At 62.5% G+C, this 17,370-nt stretch carries 16 protein-coding genes; 8 read left to right on the top strand and 8 right to left on the bottom strand.

What is annotated here, in order from left to right:
• From QCE88_RS16825 to pepE, 7 genes are all read left to right on the top strand, one after another.
• Complete coding sequence (locus QCE88_RS16825) at window positions 1-1,635, top strand: AMP-binding protein (RefSeq protein WP_309904139.1); 1,635 nt, start codon at window positions 1-3, stop codon at window positions 1,633-1,635.
• Between the two features lie 22 nt (window positions 1,636-1,657).
• A complete protein-coding gene (locus QCE88_RS16820) occupies window positions 1,658-2,302 on the top strand; it encodes a TetR/AcrR family transcriptional regulator (protein ID WP_309904137.1) in 645 nt (214 codons plus the stop codon).
• Entirely contained in the window at window positions 2,299-3,054 is a 756-nt protein-coding gene (locus QCE88_RS16815) for an enoyl-CoA hydratase/isomerase family protein (protein ID WP_309904135.1), read from the top strand. The genes QCE88_RS16820 and QCE88_RS16815 overlap by 4 nt, the downstream gene beginning before the upstream one ends.
• Before the next feature lie 213 nt (window positions 3,055-3,267).
• On the top strand, window positions 3,268-4,092 hold the full coding sequence (locus tag QCE88_RS16810) for an IclR family transcriptional regulator C-terminal domain-containing protein (protein WP_309904133.1): 825 nt from the start codon (window positions 3,268-3,270) through the stop codon (window positions 4,090-4,092).
• Between the two features lie 49 nt (window positions 4,093-4,141).
• A complete protein-coding gene (locus QCE88_RS16805; protein ID WP_309904131.1) occupies window positions 4,142-5,773 on the top strand; it encodes an OPT/YSL family transporter in 1,632 nt (543 codons plus the stop codon).
• Between the two features lie 45 nt (window positions 5,774-5,818).
• Complete coding sequence (locus QCE88_RS16800) at window positions 5,819-6,757, top strand: DUF1177 domain-containing protein (protein WP_309904129.1); 939 nt, start codon at window positions 5,819-5,821, stop codon at window positions 6,755-6,757.
• 72 nt (window positions 6,758-6,829) lie between these two features.
• Window positions 6,830-7,555 (top strand): dipeptidase PepE, encoded by a 726-nt coding sequence (gene pepE / locus QCE88_RS16795; RefSeq protein WP_309904127.1) that lies wholly within the window; start codon window positions 6,830-6,832, stop codon window positions 7,553-7,555.
• A gap of 494 nt (window positions 7,556-8,049) precedes the next feature.
• On the opposite strand, the gene QCE88_RS16790 is transcribed toward pepE, so the two are convergent.
• The 3 genes from QCE88_RS16790 to QCE88_RS16780 all read right to left on the bottom strand — a co-directional run bounded on the left by QCE88_RS16790 (window position 8,050) and on the right by QCE88_RS16780 (window position 11,093).
• Window positions 8,050-9,720, bottom strand: coding sequence for a hypothetical protein (locus QCE88_RS16790; RefSeq protein ID WP_309904125.1), 1,671 nt, complete (start codon window positions 9,718-9,720; stop codon window positions 8,050-8,052).
• Window positions 9,721-9,801: 81 nt separating this feature from the next.
• Window positions 9,802-10,617 carry a PIN domain-containing protein gene (locus QCE88_RS16785; RefSeq protein ID WP_309904123.1) on the bottom strand — a complete coding sequence of 272 codons (816 nt, stop codon included), beginning with the start codon at window positions 10,615-10,617 and terminating at the stop codon, window positions 9,802-9,804.
• A 65-nt stretch (window positions 10,618-10,682) separates the two neighbouring features.
• Entirely contained in the window at window positions 10,683-11,093 is a 411-nt protein-coding gene (locus QCE88_RS16780) for a hypothetical protein (RefSeq protein WP_309904121.1), read from the bottom strand.
• A 526-nt stretch (window positions 11,094-11,619) separates the two neighbouring features.
• Here QCE88_RS16780 and QCE88_RS16775 point away from each other — a divergent pair.
• Window positions 11,620-12,033 (top strand): GFA family protein, encoded by a 414-nt coding sequence (locus QCE88_RS16775; protein WP_309904119.1) that lies wholly within the window; start codon window positions 11,620-11,622, stop codon window positions 12,031-12,033.
• Window positions 12,034-12,078: 45 nt separating this feature from the next.
• On the opposite strand, the gene QCE88_RS16770 is transcribed toward QCE88_RS16775, so the two are convergent.
• The 5 genes from QCE88_RS16770 to QCE88_RS16750 are packed head-to-tail and all read right to left on the bottom strand — an operon-like array spanning window position 12,079 to window position 17,307.
• On the bottom strand, window positions 12,079-13,209 hold the full coding sequence (locus QCE88_RS16770) for an NADH:flavin oxidoreductase/NADH oxidase (protein WP_309904117.1): 1,131 nt from the start codon (window positions 13,207-13,209) through the stop codon (window positions 12,079-12,081).
• 57 nt (window positions 13,210-13,266) lie between these two features.
• Window positions 13,267-14,172, bottom strand: a complete 906-nt coding sequence (locus QCE88_RS16765) for a polysaccharide deacetylase (RefSeq protein WP_309904115.1) — start codon at window positions 14,170-14,172, stop codon at window positions 13,267-13,269.
• 33 nt (window positions 14,173-14,205) lie between these two features.
• Window positions 14,206-14,958 carry an SDR family NAD(P)-dependent oxidoreductase gene (locus QCE88_RS16760; RefSeq protein ID WP_309904113.1) on the bottom strand — a complete coding sequence of 251 codons (753 nt, stop codon included), beginning with the start codon at window positions 14,956-14,958 and terminating at the stop codon, window positions 14,206-14,208.
• Complete coding sequence (locus tag QCE88_RS16755; protein WP_309904112.1) at window positions 14,955-15,974, bottom strand: 2-dehydropantoate 2-reductase; 1,020 nt, start codon at window positions 15,972-15,974, stop codon at window positions 14,955-14,957. The genes QCE88_RS16760 and QCE88_RS16755 overlap by 4 nt, the downstream gene beginning before the upstream one ends.
• A 19-nt stretch (window positions 15,975-15,993) precedes the next feature.
• The gene (locus QCE88_RS16750) at window positions 15,994-17,307 is read right to left on the bottom strand and encodes an MFS transporter (RefSeq protein ID WP_309904111.1); all 1,314 of its coding nucleotides are present in this window, start codon (window positions 17,305-17,307) and stop codon (window positions 15,994-15,996) included.
• Window positions 17,308-17,370 lie beyond the last annotated feature (63 nt).

Below are 17,370 nucleotides of genomic sequence, written 5' to 3'. Positions count from 1 at the left end.
ATGGACTGGAACACGTTCACGCTCGGCGAGGCGCTTGCGCGCAACGCCGCGGCGCGTCCCGACGCGCTCGCCATCATCGATGGTCCGGAACGCATCAGCTATGCGCAGCTCGATCAGCGTGTCGATGCGCTCGCGCACGGCCTGCGCGATCTCGGCATCGCGCGCGGCGAGCATGTCGCGGTGTGGCTCACGAACTGCGCGGACTGGGTGGCGTGCTGGGTGGCGTGCGCGCGCATCGGCGCGGTGGTCGTGCCGATCAACACGCGCTTCAAGACCGACGAAGTGCGTTATATCCTCAAGCAGTCCGACGCCCGCGCGCTCGTGCTGATGGACCATTTCTGGAACATCGACTTCCTCGGCATGGCGCGCGAGATGATACCGGGCGTGGCGGACATGACGCCGGGCGCGCTGCACGCGGACGACCTGCCGATGCTGCGCTCGATGATCGTCTGGAAGGACGTCGAGGCGCCGGGCTTCTTCAGCCTGAACGAGATTGCCGGGCGCGGCAAGGCGCGGGTCGCGGCCGGGGCCACGCTGCCCGACGCGCATGCGGAAGATCCCATCGTGATCGTCTACACGTCGGGCACGACGGGGCATCCGAAGGGCGCGATGCATTCGCACATCCTGTTGCGCAACGCCGCCAACATGGCGCGCGCGGAACGCGTCTTCGCAGACGACGTGCTGCTCGGCCACATGCCCTTCTATCACGTCGCGGGCTGCGTCGCGCAGGTCGCGCTGTCGATGATGGCGGGCTGCACGCTCGTGCCGGTGCCGCACTGGGTGGCCGACGACGTGCTCGACATCATCGAGCGCGAACGCGTGACGATCTTCGGTGGCATCCCGACGCACTTCATCGACTGTCTCGACGCGCTGCGCAAGAAGCCGCGCGACACGACGTGTCTCAAGTCGGCATGGATCGGCGGCGCGCCCGTCACGCCGGAGATCGCACTCGCGGCGCGCGAGGCGCTGACCATCGAAGGACTGCAATGCACCTACGGCATGACCGAGACCACGGCCTGCACCGCGCTCAGCGAATGGGATGCGCCGCTGGAGGTCCTATGCGACAATAAAGGCAAGCCCATCGGCGACTTCGAACTCTCCATTCGCGACCCGCAAGGCCGCGAAATGCCGGTGAATCGCGAAGGCGAACTCTGGGTGCGCGGCCATATCGTCATGCTCGGTTATTACCGCAATCCCGAGGCAACCGCCGAAGTCATGACGCCCGACGGCTGGTTCCGCACCGGCGACCTTGCCCTGTTCGACGAACACGGTTATCTGAAGACCACGGGCCGGCTGAAGGAGATGTTCATCGTCGGCGGGTCGAATGCGTATCCGGCGGAGATCGAGCGCATGTTGCAGAGCCATCCGAAGGTCAAGCAGGTTGTCGTGGTCGGCGTGCCGGATCATCGGCTGGGCGAAGTCGGCCACGCCTTCGTACAACTGCACGACATGCCGGAAAGTGAAGAACACGAAGAAGCGGCGGCACAAGCGCTCATCGAGTATTGCCGCTCGCACATGGCCGACTACAAGGTGCCGCGCCGCATCTGTTTCGTCGATGAATTCCCGCGCACGCCCACCGGCAAGATCCAGCGCTTCCTGCTGGCCCGGCAGGCACGCGCGCCTGCCCAGGTCTAGCCCTAGCCGTACATTACCTTCCATGCTGACATCGTCCGATACACCACCCACCGGTTCGCAGAACATGCGCGAGCAATTGCGCCACTTCAAGAAGGAACGCATTCTCGAAGTGGCGCGGCAGCTGTTCTTCGAGCGCGGCTTCAAGGGCACAAGCCTCGAAGCCATCGCCGACGCCATGGAAGTCACCAAGCCGTTCGTGTACGGCATCTACGACAAGAAGACCGACATCCTCTTCGACATCGTGCTGCGCAACATCACGCTTGCGCTCGACGCCGTGAACGAGTCGCTGCACGGCGAAGGCATCGCGAGCGAACGTCTGGCGCAGGTCGCGCGCAAGCTCACGCTGATCTGTATCGAACATCGGGAATCGGTGACCATCTTCTTCCGTGAAGAGAGTTCGCTCGACCCCGAGCATCTGCAAGTGATGAACGAACGCAAGGGCGCATTCGACGATGCGCTGGCGTCGCTGCTCGACATCGGCGTGCAGAGTGGCGAATTCGAACTCGACGACACCCGCACCGCCACGCTCGCGATAGGCGGCATGCTGAGCTGGACATATAGCTGGTATCGGCCTACCGGGCGCCTGAGTGTCGACGAACTGACCGATCACATGGCCCGCTATGCGCTGCGCATCGCGGGCGCGAAACCGGAACCGCCCACACGATGAGCATCGAGGTCACGCGTCCCGAAGCCGGCATTGCACTCGTCACGCTGTGCAACGAAGCGCGCCGCAACGCGCTCGCGCCGGAGGATTTCATCGCGCTGGGCGAGACCTGGCCGCGCCTGGCCGATGACCCCGAAGTGCGCTGCGTGGTCGTCACCGGACGCGGCACGCAGGCGTTCTGTTCGGGTGCGCAACTGGGCGCGGATTTCTCGGGCATCGCCAAGGTGGACGACATGGTCTGCCGCGCGCTGCTCAAGACCGTGTTCTTTCCGAAGCCGCTGGTGGCGGCGGTGAACGGCCATTGCGTCGCGGGCGGCTTCGAACTGATGATGGCGAGCGATATCCGCATCGCGAGCGAAGACGCGCGGCTCGGCCTGCCGGAAGTGCACTGGGGCATCGTGCCGTCGGGCGGCGGCGCGATGAAACTGATCGAGCAGATCGGCCACGCGCGCGCGATGGAACTGCTGCTGACGGCCGAGCTCATCTGCGCTGAAGAGGCGCGGGAATACGGCATCGTCAATCGCGTGGTGCCGGCCGATGCCGTGCTGGACACCGCGCTTGCGCTGGCCCGGCGGATCGCGGGCAATAGCCCGATGGCCGTGCGCTTCACCAAGGAATCCGCGCTGCTGCGCCGCGCGTCCGACTGGCAGACGCTCGAAGCAGCGGAACGCCGACGGGTTGCCGACATGCGGTCGAGCGCCGACGCGCGCATCGGCGTGCAGGCCTTTCTCACCAAACAGACGCCAGTGTATTGAACACTGGGCGCTCTCCTCTCCGTTTCCGTACACCGACGCTGAAGCCCCGTTTCCGGGTCTGAAAGCAACGACGTCGTAGTTTCTGAAAAGCAGGACCAATTCACACAAAACACTCTTGTGCCGCTTCTCGCCGCGCGTGTCCTTCGCTACGATAAATCAAGCGCTGGAACTCGGTTCCAAAATACGGAACCCTAATCAAGGAGAGCGAGCCACATGAGCATCCTGGACACAGCTACGAACGTCATGCGCTTCATGGCGCGGCATCAGCGGGAAGTCTGGATGATCGACCTCGTCGATCACCTCGACATGCCGAAGAGTTCGGCATCGCGTGTGCTCAAGCAGATGACTGACTGCGGTCTGCTTGAACGCGACAAGCAATCGCTGGCCTATCGGCCGTCGATGTTGCTGCTGGAACTGAGCCATCTGGTGCGCTCGGCCAGTCCGCTGATCGTCATGTGCGCGCAGGCGCTCGAAACGCTCGGCGCACGCTTTGGCCACACCGGCTACATCTCGGTGCTGGAAGGCAACGACGTCGTGGTCTTGCGCGTGCAGCCTGGCTCGCTTGCCTTCCGCGCGACGACGCATCCCGGCCATCGATCGGCGTCGTGGGCCACGTCCACGGGCCGCGCGCTGCTGGCCCGCGAATCCGACCAGGCCATCCGCGCGCGCTTTGCGTCCGGACTGCGGGGCGGCAACACGCCACCCACGGCCGGCCTGGCGAACACCCACGCCGCGCCGGAGGACGCGTACGCGCCGGCGCGCGGCCCCGCCACGCTCGACGCGTTGCTCGACGAGATCACCGTGACCCGCACGCGTGGCTATGCGCTCGCGGAAAACGAGGCGCTGTACGGCGTGTGCTCGCTCGGCTGCGCGGTCGCGGATCCATCGAGCGGCGAATGCCTGGCGTTCTGCCTGAGCCTTCCGGCGGGCACGCGGGACTACGCCGCGCTCGCCGAACTGGGCCAGGCGCTGCTGGACCAGGCGATCACGATCGGCCGCTCGCTCGGCGACCCGTTCTGGGTCGGCGCCGAAAGATAGAACTGTTTTCACGACCGCCATCGCGGCGGGCAATCAACCAGAACACGCCATGCATGGATCACCATCGTCCGAACACCGTCCCTCCTGCGCGACGGCATCCGTCCTCCAGGACGCGCCGCGCGCGTTGCGGACCCATCCCTCGGCACTGAACCCGTCCAGCCTGCTGCTGCTCGCGGTGCTGGGCGTGATCGGCGCGATTATCGGGATCGAGTTGCTGGTGCGGGTGGGCGTGACACCGAATACGTCCATTGTCGGCGCGCTGGCCGCGATGATCTGCGCACGCGTGCCCCTGCGTTTCTTTCGGGCGTACCGCTCGGTGCATGTGCAGAACCTCGCGCAAAGCGCCATCTCGGCCGCCACCTTCGGCGCGGCGAACAGCCTGTTGCTGCCCATCGCCATTCCGTTCCTGTTCGGCCGCGAGGACCTCGTTGTGCCGATGTTCGCGGGCGTCGCCCTCGGCATGCTGCTCGACGGCTACATGCTGTACCGGCTGTTCAACACCAGCGTGTTTCCTGCTTCCGGCGCGTGGCCGCATGGCGTCGCGGCGGCGGAAGCCATCAAGGCCGGCGACCAGGGCGGCAAGCAGGCGCGTCTGCTCGGCGCCGGCATCGTGATGGGCCTGACCGGGTCGTGGCTCGGCATTCCCATGTCCGCGTTCGGCACGGCGTTCATCGGCAATGTGTGGGCGCTCGGCATGCTGGGCATCGGCTTCCTGATTCGGGGCTATGCGAACCCGCTGTTCCACGTCGACATCAGCAAGGCCCTCATTCCGCACGGCATGATGATCGGCGCGGGGCTCGTCGCGCTGCTCCAGGTCGGCATGCTCGTGCTGCGCGACCGCAATCCGCCAGGCCGTGCGCCGGGCGCGTCCGGTACGGCTTCGGTCATCGCGCGTTCGCTGCGCTTCGGCGGAGTCGCCTACCTCGTGCTCGCGGCGCTCGTCGCGCTATTGAGCGGATTCTGGGGCGAGATGTCGCCGGGCATGCTGGCGGCATTCGTGCTGTATGCGGCGGCGGCCGCGTTCGTGCATGAACTGATCGTCGGCATCGCGGCCATGCACTCGGGCTGGTTCCCGGCCTTCGCCGTGGCGCTCATCACGCTGTTGATCGGCATGCTGATCGGCTTTCCGGCGGTGTCGCTCGTGATGTTGTGCGGGTTTTCTGCCGCCACCGGGCCAGCCTTCGCCGACATGGGCTATGACCTGAAGGCGGGGTTCATCCTGCGCGGTCACGGCCAGGATCCGGCGTTCGAACTCGCGGGCCGACGCCAGCAATTGATCGCCGCGATGCTTGCGTTCGTCATCGCGATTCCGGTCGTGCTGCTCGCGTATCGCGGGCTCTTTGCGAAAGGGCTGATTCCGCCTGTTGCGCGGGTGTATGTCTCGACCATTCAGGCGGGCATCGCGCCCGGCGTCGTCCATGCGCTGCTTGTGTGGGCCGTGGCCGGCGCCGCGCTCCAGTGGGTCGGCGGGCCGAAGCGCCAGCTCGGCGTGCTGTTCGCGAATGGCCTGCTGATCGCCAGTCCGTTCGCGGGATGGGCGCTGCTCGTGGGGATCGGCATTCGCCTCGTGATCGGACGGCTCAGACCGGGCGCGAAGAGCCGCACGGAAGTGTTCGCAGCGGGCGTGATTGCGGCAGACGCGCTGACCAGCTTCGGCGGCTCGCTCATCAAGTCGCGCTGATTCATCCACCTTTTCAACGCAGTGCCCAACCCGGAGATCGCCGTTATGAGCCTCGCGCAGACCCTGCAAGTCTTCGAAGCCTTCGATAGCCGCCACGCGAGCGGCCAGACTGTAATCGATCTCCTCGCGCCGTTCGCCGACGTTGGCGTGAGCGTGGAGGTGCTCGAACTGAGCAGCCCGAAGGGCACGACTGACTTCGTCCGGATCGGCATTCCGGGCGATTGGGGCAAGCACAGCGGCGGCGATGCGAAGACGCTCGGCGTCGTCGGGCGGCTGGGCGGCATTGGCGCGCGGCCGTCGCGTATCGGCATGGTGTCGGACGCCGATGGCGCCATCGCCGCCGTTGCCAGCGCGCTCAAGCTTGCGCAGATGCGCCGCAATGGCGACCCGCTGCCGGGCGACGTCGTGTTGACGACGCATATCTGCCCGACCGCGCCCACGCGCCCGCACGATCCGGTCGAATTCATGGACACGCCGGTGGAAACCGACCGCCTTCTTGCGCATGAAGTCCGGGGTGAAATGGACGCCGTGCTCTCGCTCGACACGACCAAAGGCAACCGCGTCATCAATCACAGCGGCTATGCCCTCTCGCCGACGGTGAAGGACGGGTATATTTTGCGTGTCTCCGAAGACCTGCTGCGCATCATGGAGATGACGACCGGCAAGCCCGCCGTCACTTTTCCGGTGACGACGCAGGACATCACGCCTTATGACAACGGCGTGCATCATCTGAACAGCATCATGCAGCCGTCGATCGCGACGAGCGCGCCGGTTGTCGGTGTCGCGCTCACGACGCAGGTCGCGGTGCCGGGGTGCGGCACGGGGGCGAGTCATGAAACCAACATTGCGCTGGTGGTGAAGTTCGCGGTTGAGGTCGCGAAGGAGTTCGGGCGCGGCACGTGTTCGTTTTACGATGAGGTGGACTATGCGAGGCTGCTTGAACTTTATGGGTCGCTTGTGCATCTGACGGGGCGTCGCGCGTGACGTCCGGTGAGTGCGGAGCGTGACTGGGCTTTCCTTTTGCGCTGATTGTGCGACTGTTTCCGGAGACTTTTGATGAACGCCCTTTTGTTGAGTAATTCAAGAGGTCCCGATGGCGCTTACCTCGTTCATGCGCTCGATGCCATCCGCGCACTCACGCCGAGCCGTGCGCAGACCAGGACGCAGGCGCTCTTCGTGCCGTTCGCTGGGGTTACGCTGAGCTGGGATGAGTATGCGGATACGGTTGCCGCTGCATTGGCGCCGGCTGACATTGCGTTGCGTTCGGTGCATGCGTTTGCGAGCGATGCCGAGGCGCAGGCGGCTGTTGCTCAGGCGGAATTGATCGTCGTGGGCGGGGGGAACACGTTCCAGTTGCTCGCGCAATGCCGTGCGCGTGGTTTGCTTCAGGCGATTCGAGAGGCCGTGCAGGCCGGCGCGCGCTATCTCGGCTGGAGCGCCGGGGCGAATCTCGCATGTCCCACTATCTGCACGACCAATGACATGCCGATCGTCGATCCGCGTGGTTTCGACGCGCTCGGGTTGGTCGGCTTTCAGATCAACCCGCATTACACCAATGCGCTGCCGTTTGGGCATCAAGGCGAGACGCGGGATCAGCGCATCGAGGAGTTTCTTGTGGCGAATCCGCGAGCGAAGGTGATCGGTTTGCCGGAAGGGGACTGGATCGAAGTGACGCCTGCCGGCGTTACGTTGCGGGGCTTGCATGATGCAAGGTATTTCGAGCACGGCGCAGCGCCGGTCATGCTTGCGCCAGGGGCGATTATGGGTGGCGGAAAGCAGTAGCTCGGGCGAGTTGTAGCTCAGGAAGCACGGCACAAATTACCCAAAGCTGGACGTAATCTCCAGTTGCTAGCATGGCGCCTCTTTCCACTCGTTTAACCTCTCGACCCATGAAGAAAGCAGTCATCGCCGTACTCGCCTCCGGCTTCGCATTCCTGTCCGTCGCCCCCGCCTTCGCAGCGCCGCCCCATCATCATGCCGTGTGCCATAAGGTGCGCGTGCATCATCATTGGGAACGTCGCTGCCATTAAGGAAGTTGGTTGATTTGTGGGAAGCGCCCGGGAGTTCGGGCGCTGGCTGTTGTTTTCTTGCTTTGAATTCGCGGTGGCCGGGAGAGGCTTTCTTCTGGTCCGTGGGCTTTCAGAACTGAATGTTCGACAAGATCTACCCAACTCACACCCTTAGTCACCGAAAGGTTAAGGTTAAGCCTGCGCCAATCAAGCAACTTCGAATCCGCGCAGCTCAGATGTACAGCGGTTTCGTCATCACGGGCCAATTCAGCTTGCGCGGTTATCGAGATGTGACGGCAACCAGCCTACGACGACTACCTGACTCTCATCATCCCAGAAGAAGTAGAGGCGGAAACAGTAGCGTCTATCACGAGAATCGCTCCCCTTCAAATGCCGATCGAGAGGCCGCCTCATTCCGCCGTATTGCACGGAGTAAAGATCCGGGGAATATTTCACTGCTTCACCAGTCGCGCTATCTTCGAGTTGCAGCGCACGTAGCGCTTCTTCATATGCTGTCCTGCGCTCAGGCGTTGCTTGAATTCGCATCGGAACGTAGTGGTCACGAAGGAGTAGCAGCGCACGATAAATGAATTGGGGATCGTGAAACTCTGACTTCCGAACGCCTTGATATGCTCGGTTGGCTATCTCAACCGATCCCACCACGTTCTCCTTGCACCAGGATTCGAATTCGTCCAATGAATCCGGGATTGGCGTTATTTGCGGAGCGGTAGACTCAGTGAACCGTTTCTCGAGCTGCCGGATTCTGTGAAGTCGCTCCAGCGCCTGCGCCTTTGCTGCACTAGCCTCCTGAATGGCCGCCTCTCGCTCCGCGTCCGCAGCGACGAGCAAGCCGTCATACTGATCCTTTTGTTCTTGAAGATCGTTCCGTAACTGCTCATTGTCTTGCTCGAAAAGCCGAATCAATTCAGCGTCTGTGCCGCCTGCTTTCCTGAGTCGTTCCCGCTCAATCTGTCCCGCGAGTTGGCGAACCTTGTTGAAACTAGGAAGACGTTCTTCGCGCCCCGGCGCATGTGCAGAATTTCCGAGCGATTGGTTCACAAGCCATCGCTCGAACTCTCCGGTAGTAGTCTGGGAGCACGACGCAATTCGGTCGGGCAAGGCCAAAGGATGTCTGGATGGTTCGTCGACCCAAGCGCGGAAGCCTGGGCGGTAAGTGCGCACCGCTTGCCTGAAAACCGATAGCTCGCGCCCTACGCGATCAGTCAAGAGAAAACTCGCCGGTCCAGTGACGACGTAGACATGTGCGGCCCCAAGCGTAGCTTCATGCACCATATTGGCGGACGCGGCGGCCTCGGATGGATTGCTTGATCCATCAGGGAGCGCGAACACCAACACGTCGGTTTGTCGGTGCGGCCTTTCGAGCAATGCGACCAACTGGTCAACCTCGGCAACTGTGGAAATTAGCGGTACATCCCGCGTGAGTGGAGTGCCATCGACCTCCACGGGTCCATCGCTCATGATGGCGCGCACAAAGCCCGGAACTGTTCTCTGAAAGGGTTCGTCAGTGCCACGACTGACGCAGATAAGGCGTGCTCCAAATAGAGTGTCGCCGTTGGCGTCCATGCCGACACCGATTTCCGTGACCCAGCTGCGTAGCGGTACGGTCTTGTCGGCGTCGTCGAGCCGGGCAGACCAAAATTCATGCTCCGGCAGAGCGACTGCGGCGGTGCGTTGCGCCCCTATGTCATTCAACTCGAATGACTGTCCCCGCCAAGCGGCGTCAGGAAGGCTGCGACCGGCCCGACGATTCATCCACTTAAGGACGTGCTTGATGCTCTCAGTAAATCGGTCATGACCTTTTGCCGGCCGAAGCCTTAGCGTTACCTGGCTCACCGGTCTAACAACAGAGAGGCATTCACGCAGTTTTGCAGCAACAGGGGCTAACTGTTCTTTGAGGTCTTGGCTGAGTTGGGTCATAGTAATAGACGTAATATCAAGCGTTCGAGATAACCGGCCCCATGCGCGAGGTTAGTGCTGGCCGCGAGGTCAGGCTTGGTATCAGAAAAAACCACGGCGCTCCATAACCCGCCACCCTCGATGGATGTACCCCTTCGACTCAAATGGCCTTCGACGATCAACAACTTCCGAAGGTCTGAAATCAACGATCAGCCTGTCAGGGGGCTGTTCGGAAAGCGAGGCTCCGAAAAGTTCCGCGGTGAAGCGCTTGAGCAAATTGTCCTCTGTCAGTAGTGGCAGGGAATGTGCAACCGCTGTGGAAAGTATTAGAACGTCATTGATGGTGTTCCTCAGGTTCCGTTTGGCCTGGTATCTTTCCAGGAATTTGTCAAGGATATTCATTCCAACGTCCGCGATAGCTGGCGTGATCGCAAGACATCGAACATTGGAGCTGATAAGAAACCGCAGCTTGTCTCGTAGTTTTTTCTGAGTTTCCTTTTCGAGCAAAGTGATGCTTGCAGAAAAGATATCCTCATAACCACCGTTGATAATCCGACTAATCGCAGCACTTCCAAATTCAATGAACGATGGCATTCGACCATTGAAGTTGAGAATCAGTTGGTCTGTTCGATGTTTTCTACGAGCCGCATGCCTCCTGGAATCGAACAATCTCCGTGGCAGCCTTGACTCCGCAGGTGAAAACCAGCCTATGCGATGCTTAGCTCGGTCGGGAAGAATGGGGTAATAGTTTGCGCTGTTCGGAGTCGTAGACTGAATAAGGAGAAACTCAGCCGCCGTCACTGACGAGATCACTATGGATGAGTCCGGTAGCGGCGCAGCACCCTTGTAGTAGTATAAAAGAACCTGAGTATCGGTAATACTCATTGAACTGAAAGAAGGGGTATTAGACGGTTTCATGGATCGAGCTTTGCTTTATCGCCTGGACACGCCGACGCCAGCCGTGAACGAATACTCCGCAACCGTCACGACGGATTGGTATAGTCGTGCGTCGTGTGAGTCGGGCTGGCCCAAGCTGGAATGCCGTCGAGCCACGCGAACCGCATCACCGTATCCGACTTGTAGAACGGATCGAGGTTGTTGGCGGCCGAATTGAACGAATAAAGGCGCTTCGGTTCCATATGCGATAGCCGTCGGTAGTCGATCATCGACTCGATGCCAAGCGCACTCAGCAGCGGTCCGTTGTCGTTCGCGCACGGCATGCCGAAGCGATCCTGTTCCTGCTTTGCGAAGAGTGGCGTCAGTATGATCCCGAAGCTGGCAATACCTTTCGGCCGCGTGCCCTTCTGCGGCAGCGTGCTGACACCATTGCCACCGCCGTTGCTCATCGAGGCCGAGGTCGCGCCGCCGCTGCTTGCACCGACGCGGGCTACCACCACCGCAGCCGGCAAGCGCGGCAAAGAGCAGCGAGATGAGTAACGAAAACGAGGAAAGCGGCAGCGAGAGAGTCGAGAAGGCTTTCATTGTTGGAATCGTTCAACGCTTGGGCCGCCGCGCTGACATCCTGTGAACGGACGCGGCGATTAAAACAGGTTGAGATCGGGAGACATGACGTGCGTAGCGCAATCTCGTCAGGCACGCAGGTCTAATCGAGTAGTCTGTGGCTGCGAAGATCAATTGCCTGTAAAAGCGCAGAGATGACGCATGCACGTTCACGCACCGATGCTATAGATCGGAACAGCGACAGTCGATGTCACGAATTATTTTGTTATCGGCAGCAGTTGCGTGAGTCTTGAATAAATCGACTGCATGTTTGCGCTGAGCGAAACCAAGGGCCTTCCACCACTTCGAAATTCTCATTCAGCCCGCATACCATCACATTCGCACTGCGACACCACCGGAAGATCCCACATCTGCGACGCTATCCGAACATCGATACCTCAACGTCGGAGATGCCTCGAAATGCCCAAAAAACACACAGGCGGCTGCGCATGCGGCGCGGTCAGATTCGAATTCGACACCGAACCCGGCTTCATCGCCGATTGCTACTGCCGGGACTGCCAGCGGGCGAGCGGCGGCGTGATGGCCACGTTCTTCGGCATTCCGGAAAACGACTTCACGTTGCTCAGCGGCAAGCCCAAGTCCTTCGCCTACATCGCCGACTCCGGCAAGGGAATCGACCGCAACTTTTGCCCCGACTGTGGCTCGCGCCTCTTCACGAATCACGCCGGGGCCTTCCCCGGAACGGTGTTCGTCATGCTAGGCAGCCTGGACAATGCCGAAACGATCCAGCCGATGCTCGAAATGTTCACGAAGCGCCGTCACGTATGGCTGAAGCATCCTGACATTCCGCAATTCACGGACATGCCTTCATGACGCTTCAACGCCGCGCGCAAGAAGAACCGCGCGCGGCCCGACGCATCAGCTCACCACCGTCTCCCGCTTCTTCCGCCGCAACGCCACCCCCGGCCACAACTGCGCACCGCCGCGTTCGTATTGCCCCGGATAGCGAATCCGCCCGACCTCGCCGAGCACTTCAGCGGCATGCCACGGCCATCTCGGGTCATCGATGAAAGCACGACCGAGCGCCACGCAATCGGCCTGCCGGTTCGCAAGAATGGCTTCTGCCTGATGCGGATCAGCAATAAAGCCGACCGCCCGCGTGACCATGCCCGTACGACGCTTCACCTCTTCAGCGAGATGCACCTGATAACCCGGCTCGACGGGAATGGCAGCCGGCGCGACCGCTCCCGATGTCACGCAGACATAATCCACGCCGATAGCCTTGAGCGCATTCGTGAACGCGACACATTCGTCGATCGTAATCCCGCCGTCCTTCCAGTCCGTGCCGGTGATGCGAAAGCCGAGCGCGACGCCTGCGCCGAGCGCGTCGCGCACAGCGGCGGCGATGTCGAGCGGCAGACGCATGCGGTTCTCGATACTACCGCCGTATTCGTCATCGCGCTGATTCGCCAGCGGCGATAAAAACTGATGCAGCAAATAACCATGAGCCGCGTGAATCTCGACGACCTCGAACCCGAGGCGCGCCGCCCGCTTCGCCGAATCGACGAAGCTGTCGCGCACGCGGCGGATGTCGTCCTTCGTCATCGCCTGCGGGGTATGCCAGCCGTCCGTGAACGCGAGCGCCGACGGCCCCTGCGTCTGCCACGGATCCTCGCCCTCGGCCAGCGCGCCGCGTCCTTCCCACGGACGCTGCGCCGAAGCCTTCCTGCCGGCGTGACCCAGTTGAATGCCCCAGCGCACGCCCTGCCCGACACCGCGCGCCGCGGCCATCACGCGGCCCAGCGCAGCTTCGGTGACATCGCTATAGAGCCCGAGACAGCCATGCGTGATGCGCCCGTGCCGTTCGACGGCGGTCGCCTCGAGCATGACCAAACCCGCGCCCGAGACGGCGAGCTGCATGAGGTTCATCAGATGCCAGTCGCTGGCGCAACCATCGTTGGCGCTGTACTGACACATCGGAGCCACCACGATACGGTTGTCGAGTTCGACGGAACCCATGCGCAATGGGGAAAAAAGAATACTCGTCATGCTTGGTCCGGATAGTTGAACGCACTCCACGACAGGAATCGCGGAGAGTCAAAATAATCAAGCCGCATTCGCCTTCGCATACGCGGCGACTTCCGCGTGCGTGGCGAACCAGACATCCTTGGTCTTCATGTACTGGATCAACTCGTCGAGGATCCAGATGCGCGAGCGCGCCGTGATGATGTGCGGATGCATCGTCAGCTGGAACAGACCGCCGCTTTCATATGCGTAGTCGAACTCACGGCGAAAGATCTCGAACACATCGGTAGGCGGCGTATAAGGCCGCAGCGACTGGAAGCGATGCATGCTGAAATACACGGCATCGTCACGAATCCATTCCACCGGCAGTTCCACCACGCCCGTCGGCTCACCTTCGAGCATCAGTTCGTAGCAGTCCTCGTCCGCCATCAGCGACGAATCGTAGAGCAGGCCCATTTCCTTCGCGATGCGCAGTGTGTGCGGGCTGAAGTCCCACGAAGGCGTGCGCAGGCCGACCGGCCGCACGCCGGTGATCTTCTCCAGCGCGTCCGATGATCGCAGCATCAAATCACGCTCGGCCTCGTAAGGCAGCACTGAATTGAGTTCGTGAATCCAGCCATGAATGCCGATCTCGTGTCCTTCAGCGATCACGCGACGCTGTTCGTCCTCATGCAGCATGGCCGCGACCGCGGGCACATAGAAGCTCGCCTTCACACCGTGCCGTTCCAGCAGTTCGAGCAGTCGCGGCATGCCGACGCGCGCGCCGTATTGCCCCCAGCTCATCCGGCTGATGGACTTGCCGCCGTCGCGCAGTTCATTGGTTTCATGGTCGCTGTCGAACGACAGGGCCACCGCGCATCGCTTGCCGTCCGGCCAATGCGCCGGCCGCAGGCTGCGTCCCGCGCGCGTGTGGTTCACCTTCGCGCGCCAGGTTTCTTCCGGCCATTGCCAGGGTTCGAGGGTCTGCTTCGAAGTATCGTTTGTCATCCTGGTTTCCTTTGATTCGGGTTGAGACGGGCTTCATCGACCGCCATCGACGGACAGGATCTGCCCGTTGACGAAGCCCGATAGCTCCGACGCAAAAAACAGCACCGCGCGCGTGATGTCCTCGGGCGTGCCGAAGCGGCGCAACGCAATGCCGTCGAGCAGGCTGCGCTGGCGCGCTTCGCCCATCGCGGCCCATTGCTTTTCCGTGGCATCGTTGGTGCGCACGAAGCCGGGCGCGACCGAGTTCACACGAATGCCATACGGTCCGAGTTCATGCGCGAGTTGGCGCGTGAGGCCGAGCACCGCATGCTTGGCCGAGCAATACGCCTGCACGCCAGTCAGCGAAGCCTGCAAGGCCGCGCCTGAACTGATGTTGATGATCGCGCCGCGTCCCGCGCGCTTCATGCCGGGCGCCGCCGCGCGGCTCAGCGAAAAGGTCGTGCCGAGATTGATCTCGATCACGCGGTCCCATTGTTCGTCGGTGACTTCATCGACGGGACGCGGCGCCTGTCCCGCCACGCCGCCCGCGTTGTTGACGAGCACGTCGAGCGCGCGGCCGCTGTGTTCCTCGATCCCGCGAATCCACGCCGCAGCCGCCGCGCGATCGGTCAGGTCGACCACCTGCGTCTCGATGCGCGGCGCTGCGAGCGTCGCGAGTTCGTCGGCGCGGATATCGCAGGCATAGACGTGCGCGCCGAGTTCCGCGAACGTCGTGGCGATCACGCGCCCAAAACCAATGGCCGCGCCGCTGACGGCCACCACCTGCCCTTCGAAGGAAATGTTCATGTCTCGAGTAGTTCGTTGAGGTTGCGGTCGGAGAGCGTGCGTTCGCCGTCCTCGATCTCGTGGATCATGTCGCACAAGGCATTCAGCTTTGCGCAATCGATACCGTGCGTACGGCCCGTCTCCACCACCGGTTTGATCTGCATGTCCACCTCCGTGCGACGCTTGCGCACCGCAAGATCGCGCCATACGCCGGAGTGCGTCTTGGCGTTCGGCCGGTTGAACGCCACCATCGCCGCCACGCTTGCGCGGGCCGCGTCTTCATCGGACTGCGGCGTGAACGCCATCGGATCGAAGCCGTTGAAGCCGCGCGCCTTCACGCCTTCCGCCTGCGCTACCTGCAACACTTCGGTCGCCATCTCGCGCCACAGCGGCAGCAGTTCGGGACGTTCGAGACAATCGGCGATGCCCAGTTGCCCGACCGCCTGCGCGAACAGCAGCGAACCGTAGGCCAGCTTGCCCCACAGGTAGGAGAAGATTTCGTTCGTGAGGACCGCGTCGGGTTCGAATTGCTGCATGAGCCTGTGTAGAACCTGGATACGCTCGGTAGAGGCACCATCGATTTCCCCGACCACCACCGCTGCCCGGTTGCCGTAGTGAATCTCGCCCGGCTTGATCCAGTCCGCGCCGAAGTTGACGAATGCGCCGACCGTCCGCTCCCGTCCCACGACCTGCGCAATGACGTGCTCGCACAGGCCGTTCTGCAGCGACAGCACATAGCCATCCTTCGAGAGATGCGGCCACAGTGCCTCACACGCCTCGCGTGTGTGATGCGCCTTCACCGCGAGGAAGATGCGGTCCCATTGCCCGTCGATCTCCTCGGGAAGAAACGCCGGCGCGCTGACCGTGAATCGATCTACCGGACCGGTGATCGACAAACCGCGTGCCGGATCGCGGATCGCTTCGACGTGCTCGCTGTCAATGTCCACGAAGGTGATGTCGTGACCCGCGCGCACGAGGTACGCGCCGATCGTTCCGCCGATGGCGCCCGCGCCCCAGATCAGAATGCGTTGTTTCATTGAGTGAATGCCCGTTGGTTTAGCGAAGCCGCTCGCGTGCGGTTTCGCGGAAAGTCGAGATGACGATGCCGGAGACGATCGCCGCCGCCGTCAGATAGAACGCCGGTGCGATGGGCGAGCCGGTCACGCCGATGAGCCAGGTCGAGATGAACGGTGCGAAGCCGCCGAAGATCGCGGTCGAGAGGCTGTAGCCGATCGACATCAGCGTGGTGCGGCCATAGGTCGGAAACAGTTCGCAGAGCGCCGAAGGGCCTGCGCCTGAGAAGGCCGCGATGAACAGGTTGAAGAAGATCTGGATGGCCAGGATCACGCCGAAGCTCGCGCCGCCGAGCACCACGCGGAACAGCACATACGAGAACAGCAGGAAGCCCACGCAGCAACCGATCAGCAACGGCTTGCGACCAACGCGGTCCGAGAGCGCGCCGAAGAACGGCGTGGCCGCGACCAGCACGGCGAGCGCAATCGAGTTCGACATGAGCGCCTGCGTCGTGGTGAGTCCGGCGTACTTGCCGAGGAAGGTCGGCATGTAGCTGAGCATCACGTAGTACGACACGGTCCAGATGATGGTGAAGCCGAAGGCCTTCGACATCATGCCGAGCGCGTCGGACTTGCTGGTGCGTTCGACCTGCTCCAGGTTCTCCTGCACCTTCGTGAACGCAGGCGTTTCGACGATGTTGCGGCGCATGTAGAGACCGATCGGCAGCAGGATGCCGCCGAACAGGAACGGCAGGCGCCAGGCCCAGGCATCGAGTTGATCGGCGGTGAAGGACGCGCTGACGATGGTCGCGACCACGCTGCTCGCCAGCGACGACGCCGCAATCGAAGCCTGGCCCATGCCGCCATAAAAGCCGCGCTTGCCGGGCGGCGCGGATTCGACGATGAACGACGTGGCGCTGCCCCATTCGCCGCCCGCCGCGAGGCCCTGAACGAGCCGCAGGAACACGAGCAGCGCGGGGGCCAGCGCGCCCGCCGTGGCATACGTGGGCAACAGGCCGATGCCCGCGGTGCCGACCGCCATGCCGAAGATCGTGATGAGGAGCGCGGCGCGTCTGCCGTGCACATCGGCGATGCGGCCAATGATCGCGCCGCCCACCGGCCGCGCCAGGAAGCCGACGCCGAAGGCGGCGAAACTCGCCAGCAGGCCGCCGTACTTGTCGCCCTGGAAGAAGTTGCGCGCGAGCGTGGCGGCGAGGAACGCGTACACGATGAAGTCGTAGTACTCGAGCACGTTGCCGATCATGGCGGCCATGAGCTGCTGGCGCGTCGAATGGGCTTGCGGCGCGTTCGTCGTCAGAGGCGGGACGGCAGCTTGCGTATCAGCCTGATTGAGCATACAGGAACCCTAATTTTTCGATGTGGAGATGCCGAAACCCGGCATGCGATGTTGGTCAAGCGA

The organism is Caballeronia sp. LZ035 (genome assembly GCF_031451175.1).
Taxonomy (GTDB): Bacteria; Pseudomonadota; Gammaproteobacteria; order Burkholderiales; family Burkholderiaceae; genus Caballeronia.
Note: the sequence above shows the minus strand (reverse complement) of the source record. Positions and strands in the feature narration are given on the sequence as shown.